9 protein-coding genes are annotated in these 24,056 nt (G+C 55.4%); 7 read left to right on the top strand and 2 right to left on the bottom strand.

Translation table 11 applies throughout. From position 1 onward, the window contains the following. Nucleotides 1–36: 36 nt before the first annotated feature. Both G5S37_RS13130 and G5S37_RS13135 read left to right on the top strand, forming a co-directional pair. Nucleotides 37–6,342, top strand: coding sequence for an ATP-binding protein (locus tag G5S37_RS13130; RefSeq protein WP_165204585.1), 6,306 nt, complete (start codon nucleotides 37–39; stop codon nucleotides 6,340–6,342). Then, nucleotides 6,299–7,006: a hypothetical protein gene (locus tag G5S37_RS13135; RefSeq protein ID WP_165204587.1), complete on the top strand. Its 708-nt coding sequence runs from the start codon at nucleotides 6,299–6,301 to the stop codon at nucleotides 7,004–7,006. The genes G5S37_RS13130 and G5S37_RS13135 overlap by 44 nt, the downstream gene beginning before the upstream one ends. 59 nt (nucleotides 7,007–7,065) lie before the next feature. Here the strand turns inward: G5S37_RS13135 and G5S37_RS13140 are convergent, their stop codons facing one another. Further along, nucleotides 7,066–7,419, bottom strand: coding sequence for a hypothetical protein (locus G5S37_RS13140; RefSeq protein ID WP_165204589.1), 354 nt, complete (start codon nucleotides 7,417–7,419; stop codon nucleotides 7,066–7,068). 42 nt (nucleotides 7,420–7,461) lie between these two features. Continuing rightward, entirely contained in the window at nucleotides 7,462–8,175 is a 714-nt protein-coding gene (locus G5S37_RS13145) for a hypothetical protein (RefSeq protein WP_165204591.1), read from the bottom strand. 1,006 nt (nucleotides 8,176–9,181) lie between these two features. Here G5S37_RS13145 and G5S37_RS13155 point away from each other — a divergent pair. The 5 genes from G5S37_RS13155 to G5S37_RS13175 all read left to right on the top strand — a co-directional run bounded on the left by G5S37_RS13155 (nucleotide 9,182) and on the right by G5S37_RS13175 (nucleotide 24,048). Beyond that, a complete protein-coding gene (locus G5S37_RS13155; RefSeq protein ID WP_165204595.1) occupies nucleotides 9,182–13,822 on the top strand; it encodes a hypothetical protein in 4,641 nt (1,546 codons plus the stop codon). 138 nt (nucleotides 13,823–13,960) lie between these two features. Next, the gene (locus tag G5S37_RS13160) at nucleotides 13,961–14,761 is read left to right on the top strand and encodes an HNH endonuclease (RefSeq protein WP_165204597.1); all 801 of its coding nucleotides are present in this window, start codon (nucleotides 13,961–13,963) and stop codon (nucleotides 14,759–14,761) included. A 486-nt stretch (nucleotides 14,762–15,247) separates the two neighbouring features. After that, nucleotides 15,248–17,080: an AAA family ATPase gene (locus G5S37_RS13165; RefSeq protein WP_165204599.1), complete on the top strand. Its 1,833-nt coding sequence runs from the start codon at nucleotides 15,248–15,250 to the stop codon at nucleotides 17,078–17,080. Nucleotides 17,081–17,089: 9 nt separating this feature from the next. Next, nucleotides 17,090–17,761 (top strand): 4Fe-4S single cluster domain-containing protein, encoded by a 672-nt coding sequence (locus tag G5S37_RS13170; protein WP_165204601.1) that lies wholly within the window; start codon nucleotides 17,090–17,092, stop codon nucleotides 17,759–17,761. A gap of 338 nt (nucleotides 17,762–18,099) precedes the next feature. Then, complete coding sequence (locus G5S37_RS13175; RefSeq protein WP_165204603.1) at nucleotides 18,100–24,048, top strand: AAA domain-containing protein; 5,949 nt, start codon at nucleotides 18,100–18,102, stop codon at nucleotides 24,046–24,048. Nucleotides 24,049–24,056 lie beyond the last annotated feature (8 nt).

Here is a 24,056-nt window from a genome sequence, read left to right on the forward strand (position 1 = left end):
AGGGTAGTTCGTCCTATAGGCTTCAGAAAACTTCGTATGGTCAACGACGCCGTCAGATATTCCCGCGCCGGCGACCGTTTTCACTACCTCTGGGCTGCACGCCAATGCCTTGAATTGATTGACCTCCGGTCATCTGTAGAAGCAATTACGGTTGAAGGTTCACCGGAACCGACTGCGGCAGGGGAATTGGTGATCGACGTGGGGAAAGTGCTGGCCGCTGGCGGTGGCGCGAAATCGGTGCAGTATTTCCAACTCAAACACTCGACATTAAAAACATCGAAGCACATTACGTTTTCTGAACTCGCCCACACAATGGCTGGATTTGCGGAACGGTTTCGGCATGGGCGTTCCAAGAAAGCCGCGAAGTTCTCAATTACGGAATTCTCCATCATTTCGAACCGGCAGGTCAGTCCTACGGTGAAAAATGGATTTCAAGCCATCGCTGCGGGTGCAAAGGCACATCCGAAGTTTTCCGCGGATCTCAAGAAAACGACCAAGCTCTCGGCGGCTGACTTAAAACTATTTTGTAGCGCGGTTTCGTTCAGGGACGATGAGGGCGATTACCTTCAGCAGGAGAGGGAACTCAAATTCGAAATCGCGCCGTACTCGACCTCCGGCTATGAAGACACCGAGGTGCTCAAGCTTGTCGGCATGGTTACCGAGCACGCACTTCCAGAATCCAAGGGCAGGCGGAGGCGAGGGGCGATAGTAAGAGAGGACGTTCTCAAGCGTCTGGGAGTAGATCACACCAGAGACCTATTTCCTGCGCCTTCCGCGATGGAATCCATCGATGCGACGTTCTTACGTGAGCAACACGCTGAATTTATTCGTAAGATTAAGGATGCCCCACGGCCCGTCATCCTACACGCGCCTGGCGGGGTGGGGAAGTCGGTGGTTGCGCAGCAGTTGGCTCGTTCCTTTCCCAAGGGCTCTGTGGGGATTGTCTACGACTGTTTTGGAGGAGGCAACTACTTAAACGAGGCCGAACCTCGACATCGTGCTTGTGACGCTCTCGTTCAAATCGCGAATGAACTCTCGGTGCAGGGTTTGTGCCGAACGCTGCTTGCCAATGCCACGACTCCGCGAGACGTTGTGATTCGCAGCTTTCTCACACGAGTCAAAGAGGCATGTGAATTGATACGCAGACGTAGCCGCAGCGCTCTGCTTGTCATTCTGGTCGATGCCGCTGACAACGCAGAAATGGCAGCAGATGCGGCCAATGAGCCTGGATTCCCGCAAAGTCTCATCCGCCAAGCCTTTCCTGAGAATTGCAGAGTTGTGTTTCTTTGTAGAACAGAGCGACGTGAACTACTGAGGCCCCCGACAAAGACCCCGCAACTGCCGCTCAAGCCCTTCAGCCTATCTGAAACGCGCCGTCATTTAAGAACGAGGTTCAGTAAGGCCAGCCAGGCCGATGGAGTAGAATTCTTCAGGCTTACTGGAGGAAATCCGCGAGTCCAGGCAAACTGTCTCGCAGCGAGGAGTAGCAACGCCAGGGAGATGTTGGCTTCGTTGGGACCTGGACGGACGACTGTTGACCAACAGATCGCAAAGCAGCTTGATGCTGCCATTTCAAGTCTACGTGATCAGCATACCAAGATCGTCGCGGCGCAAATTGATTCAATCTGTAGAGGACTGGCCACACTGCCACCTTTCATTCCAATCCCTGTGCTTGCCGCGGCAGCAAACGTAGATGTTGATGCAGTTAAGAGCTTTATAAGCGATCTAGGACGCCCGTTATGGCACTCAGACGATTCCGTTCAATTTCGTGATGAACCCGTCGAGACATGGTTCCGAACTACCTATGCCGCCTCCAAAGATGAAATTCGGGTATATGCTGAAGCCCTTGAGCCACTCTCTTCCTATTACTCATACGTGGCTCGTGCATTGCCGGGACTGTGGCATCGCGCCGGTGACCATGATCGGCTAATTGCGATCGCCTTGTCCGATGACTACCTGCCGGAAGAGAATCCAATTGATGTGAGGGATGTTCGAATCTTTAGACTTCAATATGCGTTCAAGACCGCTCTAAGAGCGAAACGACTCTCCGATGCGGCGAAGGTCGCCCTGCGAGCGGGAGAAGAAATGGCAGGCAACGACCGGCAGCTTTCGTTGCTGCGGGGCAATATAGACCTAATGGGGGTGTTGCAGGAGCCACATCGCATTCAGGAATGCGCTTACAAGCGCCTTTTAAAAGGAGGGTGGGCGGGAGCGGAAAACGCCTTCGCAGCCTCTCTACTATCCTCACATTCGGACTTTCATGGCGAAGCTCGGAACTATCTCAATTCTGCTTTCGAGTGGCTGCACATTCATTTTGAAGAACGAAAAAGACTCCGCAAAGAGCACCCGCACTATATTGACCCACTCTCAGTTTCGGACGTTGTTGAGCTTGCCTGGGCTGAACTGAATCTATCTGGGACCAAATCGGTGACCAACTATATCTGTAAATGGTCACCCTCTGAATGGATACTTGATATCACCACTTCCGTTGTCAGGAGGTTGGTGGATGCTGGGCGCTTCAAGGAAATCGAAACCATGGCCCGACATGGAGCCGTGAACGCTCACTTCATAGTCGGATTGGGCGATGAGCTCCTGAAGAGTTCCAAGCTTCCACCCAAATCTGCCTTACGTTGGACGCTCGATCAATTTGAGGCTGGAAAGGTGCAGATTAACCGCCCAAATGCTGATCCGCTGATAGACTATGACACCCCGGCGATTGTTAGCTTTGCGGAAGCATGCGCCTTCCATCGACTCCCATCAGCGAAGATCCTGCTGGTCCTGGCGCCAGCGCTGACCATGCCCTCTCTGCATCGTCTCACTAGCGACTACGACACGCTTCGTCGACATACGTTTTCACGGGCTGTTGCCCTCAAAGCAGCATTAGAAGGGAGCGGACTTCCGGACATTAAAGTTTTGGTTCCTGACGTTGCCATTGAGGTTAGACAGAATGCCCATTCTGCAGAAGAAAGGCAGAACGCCAGAAGGATGCTATCGGCATTGCTCCCACTCTATCATGTCCGAGCCCAAGTGCTCATTGGGGCATCAAACTCACAATCGCTTGATGTGATGGATGTCAAGGTTGCTCAAGAGGATTCGGCTACCGATTACTGGTCGAGTTCAAGGATTGACTGGTTTTGGGATGAGTTGCTTGGAGTGCGCCTTTCGGTGTTGGCTCTCAAAGGCACTATTTCCCCAAGCGAATTCAAAGAACTAAAGGCGCAGACCGAAGGTTCGAATGGTCGATTGCGTAGGTTGTTCAATCGCAACTCGATGGCGCGCACGGCCTATCGTCACGACCACCTTGTTGAAATTGGACAAGTATGCGAGCGCAGTTGCGTCGCCATCATTGGCGCTGAGCATTCTGAGGAGCCAGAGCAACGCGCAGGTTGGTTCATAAGCCTCGCCAGGGCGGTGCTTTCCTTCAATTTGACAGAAGCTTCGGCGTATTTCTGCAAATCAATTGATGCCGTCTCGAAGTTTGGTGATGAGATCCTGGAAAGATGGGATGCGGTTGGAGCTATTGCTAGGCGAGCAGGTGACGATGCTCCGGAGTTGCCGGAGGTGGCGTATCGCTTTGTTCGCTCAGCGGAGATGGTAGGCGATACAATTGCCAGGGAAAAGTATTGGGACAGATCAGAAGTATTCCGAATAGCCGTGCGACTGCATGCTCCATCTGCGTTTTGTGCGTTGAGTCGGTGGCGAGATCGTGACGTAGGTGACTTCCCTGATGAGCTGAAGGCTCTGGCTATCGGATCGATCCAGAACGGAAGCCTCAATCATGTTTCAGGATTCTGTGTTACAGGCTTTAGCGGCCCGAAAGGTTCGGTAAAGCTTTTGCGGGAATGTATCCAGCGCGAACCCAATGCTGACCTGCGACAGCGGATCTTTGATGTTTTTGTGGAAGATGCCTATGTGGAAAGTGAGCTGATCGATATTGAATCCAAGCTTGAGAATGTGGCACATGATGGGGAGGTCAAGCTTGAGAATCTTCGCAAGATGGTCGACATAGCGAAGCGTACCAGACCCCAAATCACGGATTCGTCCAAAGAACAGGGCCACTATGGGGAAGTGCAAGAGGCAGTTGCAGAATGGGTTCTCCCAGGAATTGAACGACTGGACCTTGCAAGCGTTGCGGGGATAGCAAAGGCTGTTTTAACGCTAGAGGCTTCGAAACGTCGTTGGGAACATGCGAGTTTCTGGCCTGCAGTAGTCGATAGAATCCCGCGTGGGCGCGAAATTGAATTCTTGAAGGCCGTTGTCCAGGTGAAGCAAGTAGGGTGGCTGGACATGCGCCATGTGCTAACGGCTGCTCGGGAGAAGTGGAAGGAACTGATGTCTTTCCAACGACACTGGCCGTCAGTCCTGCGGTCTGTCGGGAGGCGGTTTTACGTAGAGCTTGCTGGCCGAGGTGGTCTTGATTACTGGACCGATGGCGCGCGATTTGAAGAGTTGGACATTGACTCAGTCAAGCATGGTATTCACGAGGGCATTGAAGAGGCATCTGCGCTGTTGGACAGCGGTTCGCTCTTTGGCTTTGTCGCGGTACTGGCGAAGCGGTTGTCCTGTGCAGAAGCGCGTGATGTTCTAAACTTCGCTTTGCAGCGATTTGAGGTCTATATCGACCCGGACTACGCGGATGGAGCTTGGGAACCATGGCTTCAGCCCCCACGGGATACCGGTGCTGCCTTTGCGGGATTGTTATGGGCGTCCCTCGGCGCACCTGACTCAGGCGTGCGGTGGGAAGCCGCTCACTGTGTCCGTCGGTTGGTGGAGTTTGGATGTGTCCCTGAGCTTGGAGCGTTGTTGCAACGAATCAATGAGGATGACGTGGCAGCTTTTCTGGGTAAAGGCCATGCGTTCTACCCTCTTCACGCTCAGCTATACACACTCATAGGCTTGTCCAGGGGCGCATTGAACAATGTTGAGGTCCTGATACCACATTGTGAGGTGTTCACGCGTATGGCACTTCATTCCATTCCTCATGCCCTAATTCAACCGCTCGCCGCCAAGCTCGCTCTCGCCATTGGCGCTGTGGTTCCAGGGACGCTAACTCCAACCGACATTGCTTCATTGCAAGCGGTTGGAGTTAGCCCATTTCCCCTCCGTCACCCGGAAGAAGCGGAGAGTTTTGACAGCCCGTTCCACGGAGCGGGACTCGTCGTTCCCGCGGAAGCTCCCGGCTTTGAATTGGACTTTGACGCCTATTGGTTGCCGTCTCTCGCCAGCGTCTTCGGAGTGCCCAACGGTCAGATTGATGATTTGATGCGGATTGCCTCAGTGAGCAATCTGGGTGTCGTTGCTCTACGTGGCCAACACCCGGTCGACACGAGGCGAGAACAGTGGAATTCGCAGAATTACTACTCACGTGGAACCTCTCATAGCCACGGTTCATATCCTCGTGTGGACACATTCGACTTCTACTATTCCTATCATTCTTTGATGATCGTTGCCTCCAAGCTATTAGCGGCTATGCCCGTAATCTACCGTTACAATGATGAAATGGGCGAACGTAACCGGTGGAGGGAGTGGGTCGCACGACACGGACTAACCCGAAGTGACGGGCGATGGCTCTGCGACCGGCGAGATCCTTCATTGCCGTCGCGGAAGCGGGGAGACACCCCTTACGGACGGATAGAATGGTTGTGCGGTGTTGTAGCTGGCGACTTCTTCGAGGCACTTACCGCTCAAGCTACAATTGCTGGAGGACTATGCATCAGCGGATCTTGGCACGACGGCAACTCCAGCAGACAGGAGCACTTTACAGTTTCCAGCGCTTTCGTGCGTCCAGAAATGCAATCGTCACTAGCGAATGCCCTGCGCACTGCAGAGCATCCCAATCTTGTGGTTACTACCTCTTTTGAGGAGGCCCCTGAGTCCCCATTTGATTTGATGATTTGGATTGCAGAACCGGGCGGAGGAGATTCTCGACTTGATGCATTTGATCCACATGCGAACAAACTCTCATACCCTGTTCGTAAAGTGGGACCTCAGGTGGTACACGACTATGGTCTGACATCAGATCCTGAAAACAGATACTGGTGGTGTCCAGGCTCCCCTGACCCGGTAGTAATTGCTGAAGCTTGGAGCGAGGGTGGGAGAGATGAGCGCTATGTTGGACAGCGACGTGGCGAGAGAGTGTTCATATCCGTCGAATTTTTAAAGTCACTATGCAAGCGGTATGGGAGGTCACTGATCCTTCTGGTGCAAATCCATCGCTACGAATCCAGGGGCGGCAGCCATGACGATGATGGTTTTTCCTGGTTGCCTAGATCCCATAAAGTTTTCATTTTCTCCGAAGATGGACTCCTCAAAGACTCCAGAACAGATCATCGAATTGGGTAAGGCTCTCGTGGCTACTCTAGAGGCCGAAGGCATTGATACGCTATCCGCGTGGATGGCGCACTACATCGCGGAGCTGATGGAGGCTGCTGATAAACCCGGGGAGGACAGAGCAGATGCGCAGGAACGCTGTTTTGAGGCGATTCTTCGGCTGTGGAAACACCGTGCCTCGATGCCGTCTGGTCGCCGTCCATTCGAAGCGTTTGATGTAATTATTCAGACCCTAGACCGACTCAATCCCGATGACCCTCGGACCTACTACTTTGAAATGTGGCGACGGAGAGGGCCAAAGGACTCTTCTGATGAAAAGAAGGATGCAGTCGAGAAGATGCTGGAAGTAGCGATGGCGGCAGATCGCGCGGCCCGAATTGTAATTCAGTACCTCATATCCGTTGCAGTGGACGGGCGCATTGATGACCTAACACGAACTCTGCTGAAAAACGCCGTCGGGGACGAAGACGCTTTGGATGTTGACGCCTACAACAAACTGATTGCAGACCTTGCTGCCGGCAAGGCTGACTTTGGGGCAAAGGAACGCGATGCGTTGAAGCGCAAAATTGAACAGCTAGACCTGTTCCTAAAACTGGGGCAAGGAGTGAGGGAGATGCTTGTTGGGACAGTGGGTGCTTCCGAGCCATCCAATTTGGCTGATTCCAAGCTCGACTGAGCAGCGGGGACGATTCATAGGTGCCAAAGTATGCGAAGACTGGCTCAATATGGCGCCTTTCACTGCTCCGAATGGTCAGTCTGGAGACCGGCATCGGACCGCTTTGCCCCTGGCGCGGCTTCGATAAGCGCCCCAATCGTTACGAACACTCCAGCCAGCATTCCGAGTGCGATACAAAATCCCATGAGGTCGTTCGAACCGAGAAGGAAGTTGATGCCGGTCAGAGCCCACAGGCCGGACGCGGCGAAGGCGACGATCTTGAGCCACAGCATCGGTCGAAGAAGGCAAACGATGGTTGCGGCAGAGGGCAAACCGGCGATCAGACCTTCGGCTATGCCCGTATACCTCGCAATCAAGCTTGCAAGCACGACGGTGACTGTTAGCGCATGGAAAACGAGGGCAGCGATCTTCATTGGCTCAGCGTGCGTTTTTGGCGACTTCACCAGCGTCCGGCGTTACCGGTAAATGGCGATGGCTTCTCCGCGCCGTCGAGCGGCTTCCAATTGCATTTGGATCCGGATTTGGCGCATTTCTTCTGCTATCTGAGCAGCAGATTGCGCTTCGAGCATGCGGATGTGCCGCTCCTCCTCCCGGACCTGTCGTTCTTCCATCATGCGCCGGGCTTCGTCGCGTGCGACCTGCTGCGCGACCATTTCTTCACGGGCCTGCCGAATTGCTTCCAACTTTGCCAACTGCTGCTGCCGAGCTTCTTCAGCGTATTGCTCTTTCAGTTGTTTCTGACGCTCTTCCCACTCTTCGGCACCAGGTTGTCTCTGATAGCGCATGCCTTCAGCTATGGCCAGCCGTCGTGCTTCTGCCGCCTGCTGCTGTTCTTCGGCCTCTTGCTTTTCGCGCCCCAGTTCCTCGGCAGTTTTTTGTTTCACAGGCTCCGCGGCCTGCCGAGCTTCTTCCACCGCTGCTTTGGCTCGTCCCTCCTCGATGCGCTGCACCACCTCGGGTTCCACAACATTGAAGGTCTTACGTTCTTCTGCCGTCATCTGGTCCGACCGGACAAAAACGATGGAACCTTGGTGCCGGACCTGAAGGCCGGTCACCTCGACTCGGAGGACCTCCTTCCCTCGAAACTTCGAGGGGATCGCCCAGGGATCTGCGAGAGCTGAAACAGTGAAAGTCTGCAGCATCACGGCCAGTGCCAAAGTCATCTTCATGGTCTCAGGGAAGGTTGGTTGGCGGGTATTTTAATACCCGTGCATCTTGCGTCAATGGGATTGTTATCCGTGATGGCTCGTCCATCTCAAACAGACCCGCGCGAACGTGCTATTGTCCTCGCACTCAAGGAAGAACGTCTTCGTCAAGGCATCTCGGCCACGAAGCTGGCACATGACGTGAATGTGAGCCGGAGCACCATCACTCATCTGGAGAATGATGACGCTCGTCCGACGCTTTGGGTTCTGTTTAGAATTGCCGACGGCCTAAAAGTCGACTTGCCGACATGGATGGAAAAACACTGTCGTTAGAACGGGGTGTCACTTTTCCAAGCAGGCGCGGCTTGTCTCACCCATAAGATGTGGACTTTCCAGTTCCACGAAATACTCATCGTGAGGGAGCGTCGTCCGCGTTACGGTGAAGCCTCTGGAGTAAGCTGAAGGCTTGCAGCCTTAAGGCCCAGCAACGAAATACTTGCCCGGCGATCACGCCACAGTCGCTGATTACGACTCGAAAAATCTGCATAAACCGATGTCTCTTGGTCATCCTCACAGCACTGGATCCGGCGGAGTGGACTTTGAACGTCGGATAGTGACGTTACTCGTCTGTCAGGCACTCGCAGGAATGACGTCAGTCCCATTGGCTCAGAGCGGGAATTCTATTTGGCTGCAGTGCGGCCATTTGGGAACCGGAATTGACGATGTACTCGTAGAAACCTACGATGCGGAGAACTCATGTGTTGGAAACAGATGCTACTGGTCCATTAAGACAACGGTAACCTTTACTGCGAGTGACCGTGAGTTTCAGGAGTTTTGCAAACGGGCCTGGGAACTCTTTCAAGACACAGACCGCTTCGATGTAACACGGGATTGGATCGCCTTGGGAGTATCTACGACGAGAGCACCAAGGGTTCGACGTCTAGTAGATCTCGCAGAGCTTGCTCGGTCCTGCCATGGCAGTGAAGATCTTCTTCATCGTCTGTCGATCCGGAAATACCACAGTACGGAATTGTCGGACCTCTACACGACAATAAAGCATCTTGTTGGTGTTGTAGATGACCCAACCGGGGATTCGCGGATGCTGGGGTTCCTCAAAAGGTTGTATGTTGCCTCCTTCGATCTGGATCAAGACGCGAGCCAGGACAAAAGCCGCACATTGGTGATGCTGTCGCTGGCGCTCTCAGGAACGCCGGAAGCCGCTGCTATGTGTTGGAATGCAGTCTTTGACTTCATTTCGTCGAATTCCGGAAAGGCAAAGCATATCAACGAAGAAGACCTGCGGCGGTTGGGGGCGGAGCAAGGAGTAGAGCTTGAGATAGATCGACTCCGGGAGCTGCGACTGGCAAAATTGCGTAGGCACTGTGGTGTTACTCGCGGTCAGATTGAGCCACGTCTCCGGGTCACGAACATGCACTTGGAACGAAGGCTCTTGCTTGAAGAAATCCAACGATGCTTAAATGAGTCACGCGTGGTGTTGGTTCGGGGTGCTGCTGGCTCTGGAAAATCGGCCGCAGCTCTTCAAGCTGCAGAAGAGTGTGCTGGATGTGCTCAGACATTTTGTTTCCGTGCAGAGGAGTTTCTCTATGTGCATCTGGACACAGCTTTGCACGCGGCAGGTCTCTCCGAGACGGCATGGGATGAATGGACCGCGCTGCTGCCAGGAGCGGTAGCCGTGGTGCTAGTGGATGGAGTGGAGCGATTGCTGCAGCGTGAAGAAAGCCGCGAGGCCTTCGCCGATTTACTTCGCACACTGCAAAATCAAGTGCAATGGAAGCTCCTTCTTACCTGCCGAGAGTCTTTCGCGGAAACACTAACCTATGAACTTTTGGGCTTCGGCGTATCGGCCGCGTTGGTCAATGTTCCGAAGTTAGAGGAAACCGAACTCGACCAGGCACTTGCGGGCACAACGCTCGCACGCGTCGTGGAGCGGAATACAGGATTGAGACATTATTTGACAAATCTCAAGTGGCTGGACTTAAGCCTCTCGGCATTGCAGGGACTCCCAGAACAGTCCACCGCTACTTGGAGTACTGAGTCCGCATGGCGGAAGCACGTTTGGCGACGACTGGTGTGGGAAAAGAATGGAGCAAGGCGAGAACGCTGCTTGGTGCATGTATCGCGAGCACGCCTGCAGGTTGCATCAGGTTGGGTCGAGGTTCCTGAATCTCTGTTTGATGTAGCGGAAAGCTTGGTAGCAGACGGTCTGCTGAGAAAGGCCGGGACGCAATTCACGACTGCGCATGACCTTCTCGAAGATTGGACTCTTCTCACCTATCTAGATCAGGTGGCCGTCACAGCGCAGAGCTCGATGAGAGCTATGATCGATGAGGTCGGTGATTTGCCGCTGATGCGCACCTGTTTCCGTAGTTGGCTAGGAGAGCAGTTGGACAACGGACATCCAGATGCACTAAGGTGGTTGGAAGCAGCCCTCTCTGCCAGCAATGGACATGAACGATGGCGCGAGGAAGCTCTGCTGTCACTACTTGGAGCACGCGAAGCTTTGGCTATTCTGAAGGCGACCAAGACACATTGGCTGGCTGAAGATGGGCGTTTATTTGCTGACCTACAGCGCAGTCTTCAGATGGCCTATGTCACTATGGAGGTGCATCCTGACTGCCGCCGCCCGCGAGGTCCTGGTTGGGCAGCAGTTCTAGATTTTGCGGCTCTTGAAAACAGAGCGTGGTTGCTTCAGCAGTTGGCAACGGTTTCGAAGGTGCTGATGGGATGGAAGGGAGCAGTAACGCAGATATGCCCACAACCTTCAGGGCTGCAGGCCGCCGGCAGGATCTTGCAAGTCATTTGGGAGGAGGTGACTGAACGAAGACTAGATTTTACCGAGCTGATTGCGTTTCCGGATAGCTACTTACATGACGACAAGGACCCCTTGGTGCAACTCATCAGTACGGTCGCTGCTACATTTCCAACATCATTTTTTGAAGCTTTGTCGGAGGAGGGGGATGATGTAGACGAGAGTCGTTGGCGGTACTCTGTGCTGGCCGATAGGGTGCTGACATGCGTGACAGGTACCTGCCTGAGCTATCACTTATCACGAGCTCAGCCTGAACTCGTGATGCGGTTGTTTCGCAAGCACTGGGGATTGACACCCTCTATACGAAGAGCTCGACGTGACCAGTACAGCAACGAGCGAGGACTCCTCGGAAACAGGCATTTTCGCGGCTCTTCAGCATTCGTTGGCCCATTCTTGGCGATGTTAAGGCATCACCAGTCACATGGCATCGCATTCCAATTGGAGTTCCTGAACTTCTGCATACAAGAGGAGCGAGATTCTGGAGGTGATGGGATTGATGAGTTGGAGCTTTTTGAATTCACTATTGATGGCCGTTCGTTCTCTCAATGGGGACACCAAGGCTGGTGGCGTGCCTATCGCGGTCATAGTCCGCAACACCATTTGGAGGAGTCGGCGCTAATGGCGCTAGAAAAGTGGCTTCTGGAGGAAGTCTCTTCGCGCGACGAGTTAGAGACGATCTGTTTGAATCTCATGCAGAATTGCCAAAATCTAGGTCTGACCGCGGTCGTTTCCTCAGTGGCGATGGCATTCTCACGGAAATTCATGACGTTTCCGCTGCTTGTTCTACAGCAGCCTAGACTGTTTTCGTTGGATCGGCGTCGCTACTTCAATGATCAAAGCAATCGCATGCTGCGAGATAGCGATGATTTACCCTATGAGGCACTGCAGGAGCGCAAGGAAGCAGATGGATTGCCGCATCGGGACACCCAGCTCGAGCACTACATCATTGAAGCACAATTCGGTCCTGCTCAAGAAAGTATTCAGAACGCGCTTTCGGGCCATAGTCGAGCCTTGGCAGCGATTGACGTCGAAGAATTGACGCCGCAAACGACTGATGAACTCAACACCCTTCGTTTGCTGATTCATAGGATCGATACGAGGAATCTCTCGGCCCAACCTCTGAACGACGGCACCGGTAGAATCGCGCTGGTAACAGCCCAATTGCCGGAAGACTTGGACGTCATAGTCAAAGAGGCCGATGAGTCCTACAGTACATACGCTCAGGTGCAGTCTGCTTTTTTATGGGCTTCACAAATGTTCGATGAGTATCGAACCGCAGACAGAAGTAGATGGAAAGAGATGTTGCGCGCAGTGCAACACATGATGCCCAAAGATCCAAACGCAGAATTGCTCTTTGGGGCTGTTCCTGCACAGATTGCTGCTGCGTGCGTGACTTTCTGTTGGGATGAGATGAGCCAGGAGCAGCTCACATGGTGTTGCGAAACATTGGCAGATTGCCTAGGCAAGGAAGAGTCGGTGACTACTTGGTCAGGGCGAGGGGTTCCAGTCGTCCGCGGTATGGGCTTTGCCCATGTGGCACATGGTGTTGGTGTGGTCTGTGGTAAGCTGGACTCAGATCATCCCCTAAAACTATCGTTCCTTGAGCGTTGCGCGATTGGCCTTTCTCATCCGGAAAAGAATGTGGCGGAATCGACGGCGGCTGGCTTGGCCAGCGTGATCGACATGGTGGTTGCGCAAAAGCTCCAACTTGCTGCAGCTGCGCTAATGTTTGGTCACGCAAGAGCGGAACACGAAGTCAACTACAAGTTCCGAGGTCCCAATGGACCACCGGACTTGAATTGGGAAGAGCGCCGAGATGCAATGCACGCAGAACTGTTGGGCCGGGTTCGTACCCTGCGCAGATCCTTTGTGAACGGAGAATCGGTAAACGTCGCAAGTCTTGAGCGCGTTTTCATCAAAGGGTTTATGGGACATCAGAGGCTGGCGAGCACTCTGCGATTACTTGTTCATCATGACACCAATGTGGCTCGGAGAGTTTTTAAACGAGCGTCTAAGTGGCTCTTCTGCGCTTGGGCGGATGGAACGAGCAGGCGATCGCGACGGCGAAGGAATGACGAATTACATTTAGTAGGTCGTGACGCACGGAATGCAGTGACTGTCGGGGAGGCGAGTCGCACGATTGCATTGAGGGCGCTAAGCATGCCGAACGAAGGTGAGCAGCTCATGCGCCAGCTCACCCGGCGGCTACGGATTGCCTACTTGGGAATGAATACCCGCGAGATACTAGGCGAGCTTGTTTTCGCTGCTGATGCCTGTGGGGCGAGGGAAGCGTTCTGGAAACTTTGGCGAGAATGTCGGGATGCGGCACGCCTCCTGGGCCATTTTCTTGGTAGTGAGGATAAGTGGGTGCATCTTGGGGTGCCGGAGCAAACGGCCCTAGAAGCTTACCATTCGTTGTTGTCTGCGCTATTTTTTAACGGAATGCACTTCCGCGAGAATGATTCTTGGGAACCCTTGGAAGGTCACAAGGACGAAGTTCAAGAGGCTTTTGTTCTAATGGGCCCAATTGCACTGACACGGTTCGTCAGATTCTTGAGTATTTTGGGCGGTTCCCTGTTGCCTCAAGCGTGGGAACGGCTGGCTGAAAGCATTGCACAGCTTCAGGGCAGGATCTCTTTGTCTGTTGTGGTCACACCTTCGATCCATCCGATACTTTTGCGACTTATCCAAGGTGAAATTAGTCAGCAGAGAATTCCGCAGCAGAACCATCAGAGTTGGAGTTTTATTCAGGAAATTCTGGATGTTCTCGTCAATCAGGGTAGCCCGGAAGCATTTCATTTGCGAGAGACAATGACGCGGAGGAAACTGCGCCCTGCGTAACGAATGTCCCAAAAGGGACGTCGCGGCACGCTTGGAGGTGGAGGTGGCGAAATCCTTGCGCCACGGTCCCTGGAGGGCGTTGATTCGGTGATGTGAGCAGTGGAAAGGCGAAGTCTCTTTAAAACGATATCCATCCCTATGTCTGAGTCACAAACCTTCGAGGACGTCACAATCTATTCCCATCAGCACACGACGATCCAAGGGCTGGGTATTATGCGCTCGCTCCTTGGTTACTCGCGGATCGAGGCTCGACGTGTCACGGTGAAAGTCGAATCATACGCGCAATATACAAGAGCCGTTTCCGTTGCTTTCGTTCCGAGGGGGAAACGAAGCGAGAGAAGCTACAATGAGGCGAGTCGTGTCACTACGGTCATCCTGAAGGGCTACGATCATCCTGACGTGCCACACAAAATTGGCTCAGGTCCCGAACCTCTCCTCGATGAAAAATGGCACGAGGAATTTGCACTTTTTCTCAAAGATTATCGGCTGAAGCCCAGTGTGGAGGTTCTTCTTGATTTAAGGGAGGACGACACTAAGCCGATTCACCCGCCTCCTTCTATTCCTTCGTATAGACCGGCGAAGGCGGTTCAGTTCCTCGAGGGCAAGGCATTGTCGGTCTGGGAAGGGCAGCCGGTTGTACGCGAGCATCTGCGCCGAGAACGCAACAAGGCTATTGTCCGTGCTAAGAGAGAGGAGGTACTTCGCTTAACAGGGAAGCTCGAATGTGAAGCCTGCGGATTCGATTTCACTGCGTTTTACGGGATAGACTTCTGCGAGGTACATCACCTTCGCCCCCTCGCTGAGAACCATGGTGCGGTGGAGACAAAGCTCGAAGAGCTTGCAGTGGTCTGCTCCAACTGCCATAGGGTCATTCACCGACGTTCCCCGTTCCTTACAATTCAAGAACTTCGGGCAATAATTCAGTCTCGTCGGGTATAACGTGTGGCGGGAGCAGAGGAATTCTCAGGTATTGCTGACGGATTTGTCTTGAGCGTCAATGGGTTTGTCGCCAAGTCGGGATTCGTGCGCTGTCGGAGGTTAGGGCCTAAAAGTTAGCTCTCAAACAGGCGCCGGCACGGTCCCGGCGATAGAGCGTATCCATCTTCTTCGGGTAAGGCTCTGCGATATGGGGACTCTTGTGTATTGGCCGGAATTGGGTGGCCTGGCGATGTAGCTTACAAGCTTTGACCGGCCCAACAACCACCACTGCAGGTAGTCTGTCCCGTGGGTCGTGGTATCATCGTGTCGACCATTCTCTCTGAGCAAAATCCAGTCCATACCCCAAAGGAGGCTGGGAGCTGGGAACCCTACGCCTTCCAGCCCCGCCTCAATTTTGAGAATCAATGCCTCCGCTTCGGTCGCATGTCCTGCGTTCGATGTCGACAAGGTGATTGCATGAAATCAATTACATTTTTATGGTGATGGATGGCAGAAAATCGTCCCCGCTGGCTCCGTGACTTGGTCCGCTTCCTCCCGCTGCGGAGTCAGTTCGTGCTGTGTGGGAATGTCCGTGACCAGTATCCAGTGGAGGTGCAGCCAGGGGTGGTCGCTCCTTTACCACTGGTGTCTTGCGTGGGCATTGAACTGCTGAGGCAGGGAATGGCCCATTTTCTGGCGTTTGACCCCGCGCAGGGTTTTTCCGTGCCAGTGATTTTTGGGCTCGACCCTCAAGCAGAGCGTGAGTTCTTCGCGAAGATACTGGGCCTCACCTTTGGCGAAAATGGACGCGCCGCAGCGACGCCGGAGCGTTTTTTTGAGCTGCTTGAGGTCATCGTCCGGCATTCTGCTGAGCCTATCGTCCTCTTTGCCGATTTTGCCTCGCGACTGCTTATCCGGGCGGATTTGCCGAGCGAGGCAGAGCAGCGCGGATTCACCAGGGCGCTGGTGCTCTCCCATCAGGTGTTGCCGCGCCCGATGGGCTCGGAGGGTAGACCGTTCTTCAATCCGGTAATCTGGATCGTCGACAAGGAAGGTGACCTGCCAGACTGGTTTCTCGTAGGCAATCCGAAAATGCGGCACATCCCAGTGCCGCCTCCCGACCGAGCGGTGCGCCGCGTGATTATCGAGAATCTAGCCGCCACTTTGAAAAACAATCTCGGAGACGCACAGAAAGACCGCATGGTGGATCTCTTTGTGGAGTCCACCGAGGGGCTACTCGTCAGCGATCTAGTGGGTATCGCCCAGCTTTGTAGGAGCGAAGGACTGACTCTGGCTGAGATCGGAGAAGGCGTACGCCGGTACAAGCTGGGCGTCACCGAGGACCCATGGAAGAAAGTGGATCGAGAAAAGATTGGCCAAGCGGGTGCCCTGATCCATCGCCGGGTGAAAGGGCAGGCCCATGCGGTAACTCACATGCTGGATCTGGTGAAACGTGCTGTATCCGGTCTCGCAACCAAAGAGGGTGGGGGAGGGCGCCCTCGGGGGGTGGCCTTTCTGGCAGGCCCCACAGGTGTCGGTAAAACCGAACTGGCCAAGACCATCACCGAATTATTGTTTGGGGATGAGACCGCCTGCATTCGTTTTGACATGAGCGAGTTCTCTGCCGAGCACAGCGACCAGCGACTCATCGGCGCTCCGCCGGGCTATGTGGGATATGACGTGGGTGGGGAGCTGACGAACGCTGTACGGCAGAAGCCGTTTAGTGTGATTCTGTTCGATGAGATCGAGAAGGCGCATCCGCGTATTTTAGACAAATTCCTACAGGTGCTCGATGACGGTGTGCTGACATCCGGACGTGGAGAACGAGTGTATTTCTCCGAGGCATTTCTCGTGTTCACCTCCAATCTCGGTATTTACCGGCTTGACGCCCAAGGTGAGCGCGTACCGAACGCGCTGCCCACGGACTCCTACGAAACGGTGCAGGCGAAGGTGAAGGAGGAGATCGCACGGCACTTTAAGCTGACGCTGGGACGCCCGGAAATCCTCAACCGCCTGGGCGAGAACATCATGGTCTTTGACTTCATTCGCGATGAGGTGGCAGTGGAGATCTTTGACTCCATGCTTGATGGCCTGGCACAGAAGGCGCAGCGGTCGCAAGGTGTAAGCATCGAAATCTCCGCTGAGGCAAGGCAGTCCCTGCAAGTATTGTGTCTGGGGGATTTATCGAATGGCGGACGAGGCATCCGAAATCAGCTTGAGGTCCATTTCGTCAATCCACTGGCGCGACTGTTGTTTGATGCACAAGTCCCTTCGGGAGCCACCTTGCGCATCACAGGATTGCAACAAGGAGCGGCAACGACCTTGGAAGCTGCCTTCTAACTCTTCACCATGCGCATTTTTCTCAGCCGGCTGCATTTCCCCGTGACAACCCTTGGCCACGGGTCTCGAGTAGGCATCTGGTTTCAAGGATGTAGCCTTCGTTGTCCGGGGTGCATCAGTGTGGACACTTGGGCGCACGGTCAGGGAGAAACCACGTTGGAGGAAGTTCTTCGGACGATTTCCCCATGGCTGCAAGCAGCAGATGGGGTCACAATCTCGGGTGGCGAACCATTTGAGCAAGCGGAGGCTCTGGGCGCCCTACTGCAGTCCCTGCGTCAGGAGATTGGCGCGGGAAAGGATATTCTGCTCTACTCCGGTCAGCCCTGGGAAAAAATCGCGCCCCTAGTCTCGGGTTGGACGGGTTTGGTGGACGTGGTCATCGGCGATCCGTTCATTCGTTCGGCTACTCAAACTCTGGTCTGGCGAGGGTCAGACAATCAACGGCTGCATATGCTCTCGCCTCTGGGTCAGGAACGGTATGCCAAATGGCAGCAGGCGGTTCGCGAGACCCTGCCAAAAACCTTCGATGTATGTTTTGAAGGAGACACGCTCTGGATGGCGGGCATTCCGGAGCCAGGCAGTCTTAAGCAAATTCAGCGCGCGCTGGCAGAGGCAGGCTTCGCATCCACTATCTCAGATACTGACAGCAGAGAGGGTTCCTCCATTCCTGTATTCGCATGATTCGTCATTGCCCACGGTGCCAAACCGACCGCTCACTTGAAGAACTCCTATGTAAGGGGCGTTTTGGCGATGCACATTGCGGGTGGCCTCTATATGATATCTTGCCCACGCCGGCGACCACGACTGCGGCAGCAGACTTCCCGCAACATTCCAACGGCGCAGCTCAGGTCTCGGAGGCCGATTCCGCAGCGCTGCAGTGTCGCAATGGGCACGCACTAGAACCGGGGGACTTTCTTTGTCTAGAATGTGGCGAGCCGGCCATTACTACCACCCCTGAGGAGACTGCTCCGCCACCTGCCCTTGGAATCACGGTTCAGGGCTGGACGCTGGGGGCAGAGATGCCGGTCCATTCGGGGGAGTCCGACCTTCGACTGGTGACGAAAGATGACGTCACGGGTGTTTTCAAACTCTACCGACGCGGCATTGAGCCAGAGGTTTCCCTGTATCCCTCTTTGCGCGCTTTGGATGTCGCGCATGGAGTCAAGCTGCTTGATTCAGGGCGACACGAAGAACGGGCATTTGAAGTGTGGGAATACTTGCCACTCGGGACCCTGGGTGATATTCCCTCGCGGGAGAAGACCAACCCGGATCTGGTTCGACGCGTCGTGGAGGAGCTGGGCAGGGCGTTACACGGGCTGGCACAGATCCACCTGATTCACCGGGACCTGAAACCCGCCAACGTATTGGTGCGCAGCCGGGAGCCACTCGATCTGGTACTGGCGGACTTCAGCACTGCGACCGTCAGCGAGTTCGATTTGCAGCTCACGCTTTCACGGCAGACGACACGCTATGCGGCTCCGGAAACCATTGCGGGGACTTGCTCTCCATCTTCAGACTGGTGGAGCTTCGGAGTCATGGTGCTGGAGATGTTGACTGAAGGCCGCGGGTTCCTGGGAGTGCATGAAAGGGCTTTCCTGCTCCACCTCGTCACTCGTGGGCTGCGTGTCCCAGAGGATCTGCCCTTGGAATGGAAGGAGCTTCTCAAGGGATTGCTCACCAGAGATCCCTCACAACGCTGGAGCTGGGTCCAGGTGGAGCGCTGGCTGCAGGGCGAGCGCGGCATCCCGCATGGGTACGCGGAAGATAGCAGTGAGGCCACAGGTTCCGGCATTTCGTTGCGTTTGGGAGAGCGCACCTGGAACACGCCAGAGGGCTTCGCGCTGGCCGCGGTCGAGGCGGCCCACTGGGAAGAAGCACGCGCCCTCCTCCTCAGTGGTCGACTCTCTACGTGGTTGCAGGAACGCGGAGGTGAACATGACCTTGCCCGTTCAGCTCAGTTGCGCAATATCGTAGCGGAGACGACACTACCTGAGGATGCCCGGTTGAGCGTAGCAGTGATGCTGCTCAATGACCACCTTCCGCTTTGCCTGCGAGGCGAGATCATCAACTCGAACTGGCTGCTGGCCCACCCCGATACGGCCTGGCAGTGGCTCGATAGCCCGCTGCCGCATCGCTTGCGACAAGCTGGACGCGAAACGTGGTTTGTGCGCTTGAAAGAACGTGCGGATCGTCTCCGCAGCCGAGTGCGTGAGTTGAAGCTCGATTTCGACGAAGCTCAGCTTTCCGCAGCCATGCTGGCTACCTCCCAAGCTATGCTTGAGAATCGTTGGGTCCAGCAAAGGCGACTCTACCCGGAGGCTGAGCACCCCGCGCTGACCACCATGGCACAGCGGCGGAACCCTTCAGAGGAGGACCTCATCCTGCTAATCTCCGCGGCTAAGTCCTACTTCCGCCCGGCGGCGGATGTCCTCGAGGAGGCAAGCAAGGAGGCTCATCGGGCGCAGGTCTTCTTTTCCCCGGAACCGATGATGGACTGGTTTGCCCTTAGCCGGGCCGAGATCCTGAAAGCAGTGGACCTGCGGCTGCAAAACTTTGCCCGTTGCGGTCGCCAAGTTCCCGACCAGTGGGCAGACGATTTCCGGCAGGACCGTCGCATTACATTGGCACGGGCTTTAGTGCTCCTTGCTATTCCTCAGGAAGAATGGCGCGAACCGGCGCGGCAGGAGTATGTGAGGAACATTTTGCACTTTTTCCATCGGCGTCTCGTCACTGGATTGCAACGTGGCGGCCTGATCCGAATGACCATCGGCCGCACCACGGCACGTCTGGATCTCACTGAACTTGGCGGCAGAGCGCGCACGTCCATCGCCCTGCTAGAAGCAGTACTGAACCGACTTCCTCAGCCACTCAGCCTCGATCCCTCTCCTCTGTTGACTGAGCCGATGCGCGAGCAACGCTTACGCCGCTTGGTGCAAAACGCCCAGTCTTATCGCCGCGATACCGGTATCAACCCGCTCTATCTCGCCTTTCCGTTCATCGTCCTGCGTGACGCGCGCGCCTCTGAGTCAGCCAAGCCTCGAATCGCTCCTGTGCTATTGTGGCCGGTGAAGGTCGAGATGCCAGCCGGCCAGCGAGGTACGGTGAAGTTGGGTTTTGATGAAGAACGCGAGGTTCGTCCAAATCCGGCACTCGAAGGGCTCCTCGGTCCCGCATTTACCTATTGGCAAGAGACCCTGAACGATCTCCGCTCCCGCGAACACCTCAATCTTCAGGCAGTGCTGGATGCATTTGGCCACTTGGCCAAGCTGGCTTCGCTTACGGAAACCGAGCCTGCGTTGCGTCCGCTGCCTCCTGCCACGATGAAGGCTACAGCAGGAGCGATTCAACTGCATGCTGCGGCGGTGTTGTTCCAATGTGATTTTTCCGGTCAGACCATCGCACAGGATATCGATCAGCTATCCAGGGGCATTCCTTTGCAAGGCACAGCGTTGGAAATAGCGATCCGAGCAGGAACAATCGACTCTCCAGCGGCACCTTCGGAGCAGCCCTCCGAACTCGACCGCTACTTCACCGCCGCGTCTGACCCATCCCAGCAGAGCGCCGTCTTCCGCACTCGCCACGCGCCAGGACTACTAGTTCAAGGGCCACCAGGGACGGGAAAGAGCCAAACCATTGTGAACATCGTCAGCGATGCCATTGGTCGTCGGGAGCGCGTACTTATTGTCTGCCAAAAACAGGCGGCATTGGAAGTCGTGCGCAAGCGGCTCGAGACCGAAGGACTGGGAGGACGCCTGTTTTATTTGAGAGATACTACTTCGGATCGCCGTCCCGCTTTGCAGGAACTGCGCGGTCAGCTCGAACAACCCACTCACCCTGTCAACGACAACGCCCGCCTACAACGCGAACGCGAAGCCCTCGCCCGCCACATTGAATCACTGGAGGCCCACCTCAATAGCGCGCACGTGGCGCTGCATGAAGCGCCTGCTGCTCAACCCGGCCGGCTCTCCTATCGTGAGGTGTTGGACCAACTTTTGCATGTCGAGAGCGAGACGACACATTTTATCGCCCACTCGGGGCTTGGTACGTTGTTCCGCGATTTGGACTACGCGGATACCTGGCAGTTGATTGCGGAAATCTCGCCTCTGGCGCCTCTTTGGCTGAGGTCGAAATACGAGCATAGCCCTCTTCATGATCTAACCTACTTTAGCACAAGTGAGGGGGCTGTTGCAGAGTTCAGACTCGCCTTCGAGGCATTTCAACACGCGGAAAGGCATCGTCATGCACTGCTTCGTCAGCACGATCGCTTCTTCAGCCTGGATGCGCCGGAACAGCTGAGGAGTTGGCTGGCGGAACATGAAGTCGCTTTGCGTGCGCTCCCCAATCCCGTAGCTAGGCATTTGTCGCAATGGACCAATCACCTCGAAAAGAGTGATACGGATGAGGCTTCACCCGCCGAGCAACTTGTCCCGTGGCTTGAAGCGCTGAACCAAAAGCTCGCCGCACTTTCAGGATGGACACTTGATGAGAAAATCTATCGCAAACTCGCCGAGCGCGGGGATGCGCCCCTCTACGCGCTTTCACGCAGCGCTGCTCGCCTGGCGGCGCCTGCATCTTTTTGGTCAAACCTCAACCCCGGACGCTACCTCGCTCGGAAAAAACTCCGCCGCTGGCTGGAACTGGCAGAGGTGGATCCAGATAATGTCGATCTTACCACCCTCCACTTGGCTGCCGAGTTGGAACGCGAGTTCCGAAAGGATCGGCTTGTACTGAATCAGTGGGCGGAGGTATTGGGACTGAATGAATCTGGTAACAACGCATCCCTCCCGGTCATGCATCGTCAGGTCCGTCACCTCATCGAGCAGCTCCAGCCTGTCCTCGCCGCTGCACGTCGGGTGCAATCTTGCCCGGTGAAGCTCGCATCCACGTCGCTGCTGCAAGGTGGCGATCCCCCCTTGTGCTCTTCTGTTCTCGATGTGTGCCACGCCAGTCTGACACTGTGGGCAACGGAGCGCGATAGCAAAGGCATGCTGGAAATGCTGCGTCCGTGGTTCAGTCCTCAATGGCTCGCTCTCAGATTGAATGAAATCGATTCCCATGCTCCGGGTAGCGCGGCCTTGGAACCCATAGCTGATGCGTTTTCCTCCCTGCCGGAATTTCAAACATTCAGGGCGCGTGTGCAGTCGCTCGACCCTACCGCCTTGCCAATTTTCGGAAAATTACGCGAAAAGGAGGCGCATTGGTCGTCACTGCAAGCACACAATCTGGCGGGCCAAGTGACCTCCACACTACAGCGCGAGGCTCTCCTAGAATGGAAGCGGCAACTCGAAGAAGCAAATCCATCGCTACTGATGGAAGGAGGTGAATTCCATCAGAAGATCGGCTTGTTAGGTCAGAAAGACCGGGAACTTCGCGAAGCGAACCGTCGACTACTCAACCGTTGTGCAGCCGACGTTCCCCTCGCTCCTCGCAGCCACTGGGACGATGTTGTCATGCTCACTGGTCCGCGTGCCCGCCGTCTGCGGGAAGTCGTGGAGCGAGGCGAACCGCTCGGACTGCTTCACCTGCGTCCCGTGTGGTTGATGAACCCGGAGATGGTCAGCCGCCTTTTTCCGCTACGCGCTGGTCTTTTCGACGTGGTGATCTTTGACGAAGCTTCCCAGCTACCCGTCGAGAGCGCGCTTCCCGCATTATTCCGTGCCAAACGCATGGTGGTTAGCGGTGACGAAAAGCAGATGCCACCATCGCGCTTTTTCGGTTCCCATCTGGAGTCAGACGAAGAAGGAGACTCCGATTCATGGTTGGACGCCGACGACGCTGGCCTGGACGACCGTGAGCGCGAGCGGCTCGTCCAGGCAGCCGGACGTCGTGAAGTGAAGGATTGCCCGGACCTGCTGACCCTCGCTCAGAACCTCCTTCCCACGGCAACGCTCGAAATCCACTATCGCTCGCGCTACCGCCAGCTGATCGATTTCTCCAACGCAGCCTTCTACGCCAACCGTCTCAGCGTACCTGCTCGCCATCCAGACAGTGAGATTTTGCGCGCCCGCCCGGTGGAAGTAGATCGCGTGGAGGGCGAGTACTTTGAACAGACCAACGAAGATGAGGCTGCGCGAGTCGTATTTCGTCTTCAGGAAATCTGGCGGCTCCCTTATGCCAAACGGCCTAGCATCGGCGTCGTAACTTTCAATCTCAAACAGGCGGAATTGATCGAGCAGCAGATGGAAGATTTCGCCGAGCACGATACCGCATTTCGCGATGCATGGGTGGAAGAGTCGAACCGTACGCAAAACGGTGAGGACATGGGGTTCTTTGTCAAGAATCTCGAAAACGTCCAGGGAGACGAGCGAGACTGGATCATCTTCTCCACGACATTCGGTCGGGATATGCATGGCACTTTCCGTCGTAGCTTTGGCGTGCTGGGCCAACACGGAGGTGAGAGGCGCTTGAACGTGGCCATCACCCGAGCGCGAGAAAAAGTCCTACTGATCACTTCGATGCCGGTAAACGAAGTCAGCACGTGGACGGGTCAGGGCGGGCGCCGGGGGCCATCCACACCCCGTGATTACCTGCAGGGCTGGCTAGCCTATGCCGAGCGTCTACACGCAGGCGATTTCGATCACAGCGACCAGTTGCTAAGTTCGCTGAACGGACAGCACGCGCAATCTCCACGCCATGGCAGAGCCATGGTAGTCTCCCGATTTGTGGAGGAAGTCGGTACGTTCATCCGTCAGTTGGGTCACGAGCCTGTGTCTGCGCAAGGCGATGCTTTCGGCTTGGACTACGCCATCACCCATCCTACCACGGGACTATTCGGTCTTGGAATCGAGTGCGACTCCCATTGTCACCCTACGCTGGCCTCCGCTCGCGCCCGCGAGATCTGGCGCCCTGCCGTGCTCGGCAGTTCCATCCCCTTCATTCATCGCGTCAGCTCACGTCGCTGGTACCATCACCGGGCCGATGAACAGCAGCGTCTGCGTGCTGCCATGGAGCGCGCGCTACAATCTTGAATCCTTCC

Source organism: Roseimicrobium sp. ORNL1, assembly GCF_011044495.1.
Taxonomy (GTDB): domain Bacteria; phylum Verrucomicrobiota; class Verrucomicrobiia; order Verrucomicrobiales; family Verrucomicrobiaceae; genus Roseimicrobium.

Coding starts and splice junctions, on each gene's coding strand:
- G5S37_RS13130 (WP_165204585.1), top strand. CDS start 37: ATGGTCAACGACGCCGTCAGATATTCCCGCGCCGGCGACCGTTTTCAC.
- G5S37_RS13135 (WP_165204587.1), top strand. CDS start 6,299: ATGGACTCCTCAAAGACTCCAGAACAGATCATCGAATTGGGTAAGGCT.
- G5S37_RS13140 (WP_165204589.1), bottom strand. CDS start 7,419: ATGAAGATCGCTGCCCTCGTTTTCCATGCGCTAACAGTCACCGTCGTG.
- G5S37_RS13145 (WP_165204591.1), bottom strand. CDS start 8,175: ATGAAGATGACTTTGGCACTGGCCGTGATGCTGCAGACTTTCACTGTT.
- G5S37_RS13160 (WP_165204597.1), top strand. CDS start 13,961: ATGTCTGAGTCACAAACCTTCGAGGACGTCACAATCTATTCCCATCAG.
- G5S37_RS13165 (WP_165204599.1), top strand. CDS start 15,248: ATGGCAGAAAATCGTCCCCGCTGGCTCCGTGACTTGGTCCGCTTCCTC.
- G5S37_RS13170 (WP_165204601.1), top strand. CDS start 17,090: ATGCGCATTTTTCTCAGCCGGCTGCATTTCCCCGTGACAACCCTTGGC.
- G5S37_RS13175 (WP_165204603.1), top strand. CDS start 18,100: ATGCCGGTCCATTCGGGGGAGTCCGACCTTCGACTGGTGACGAAAGAT.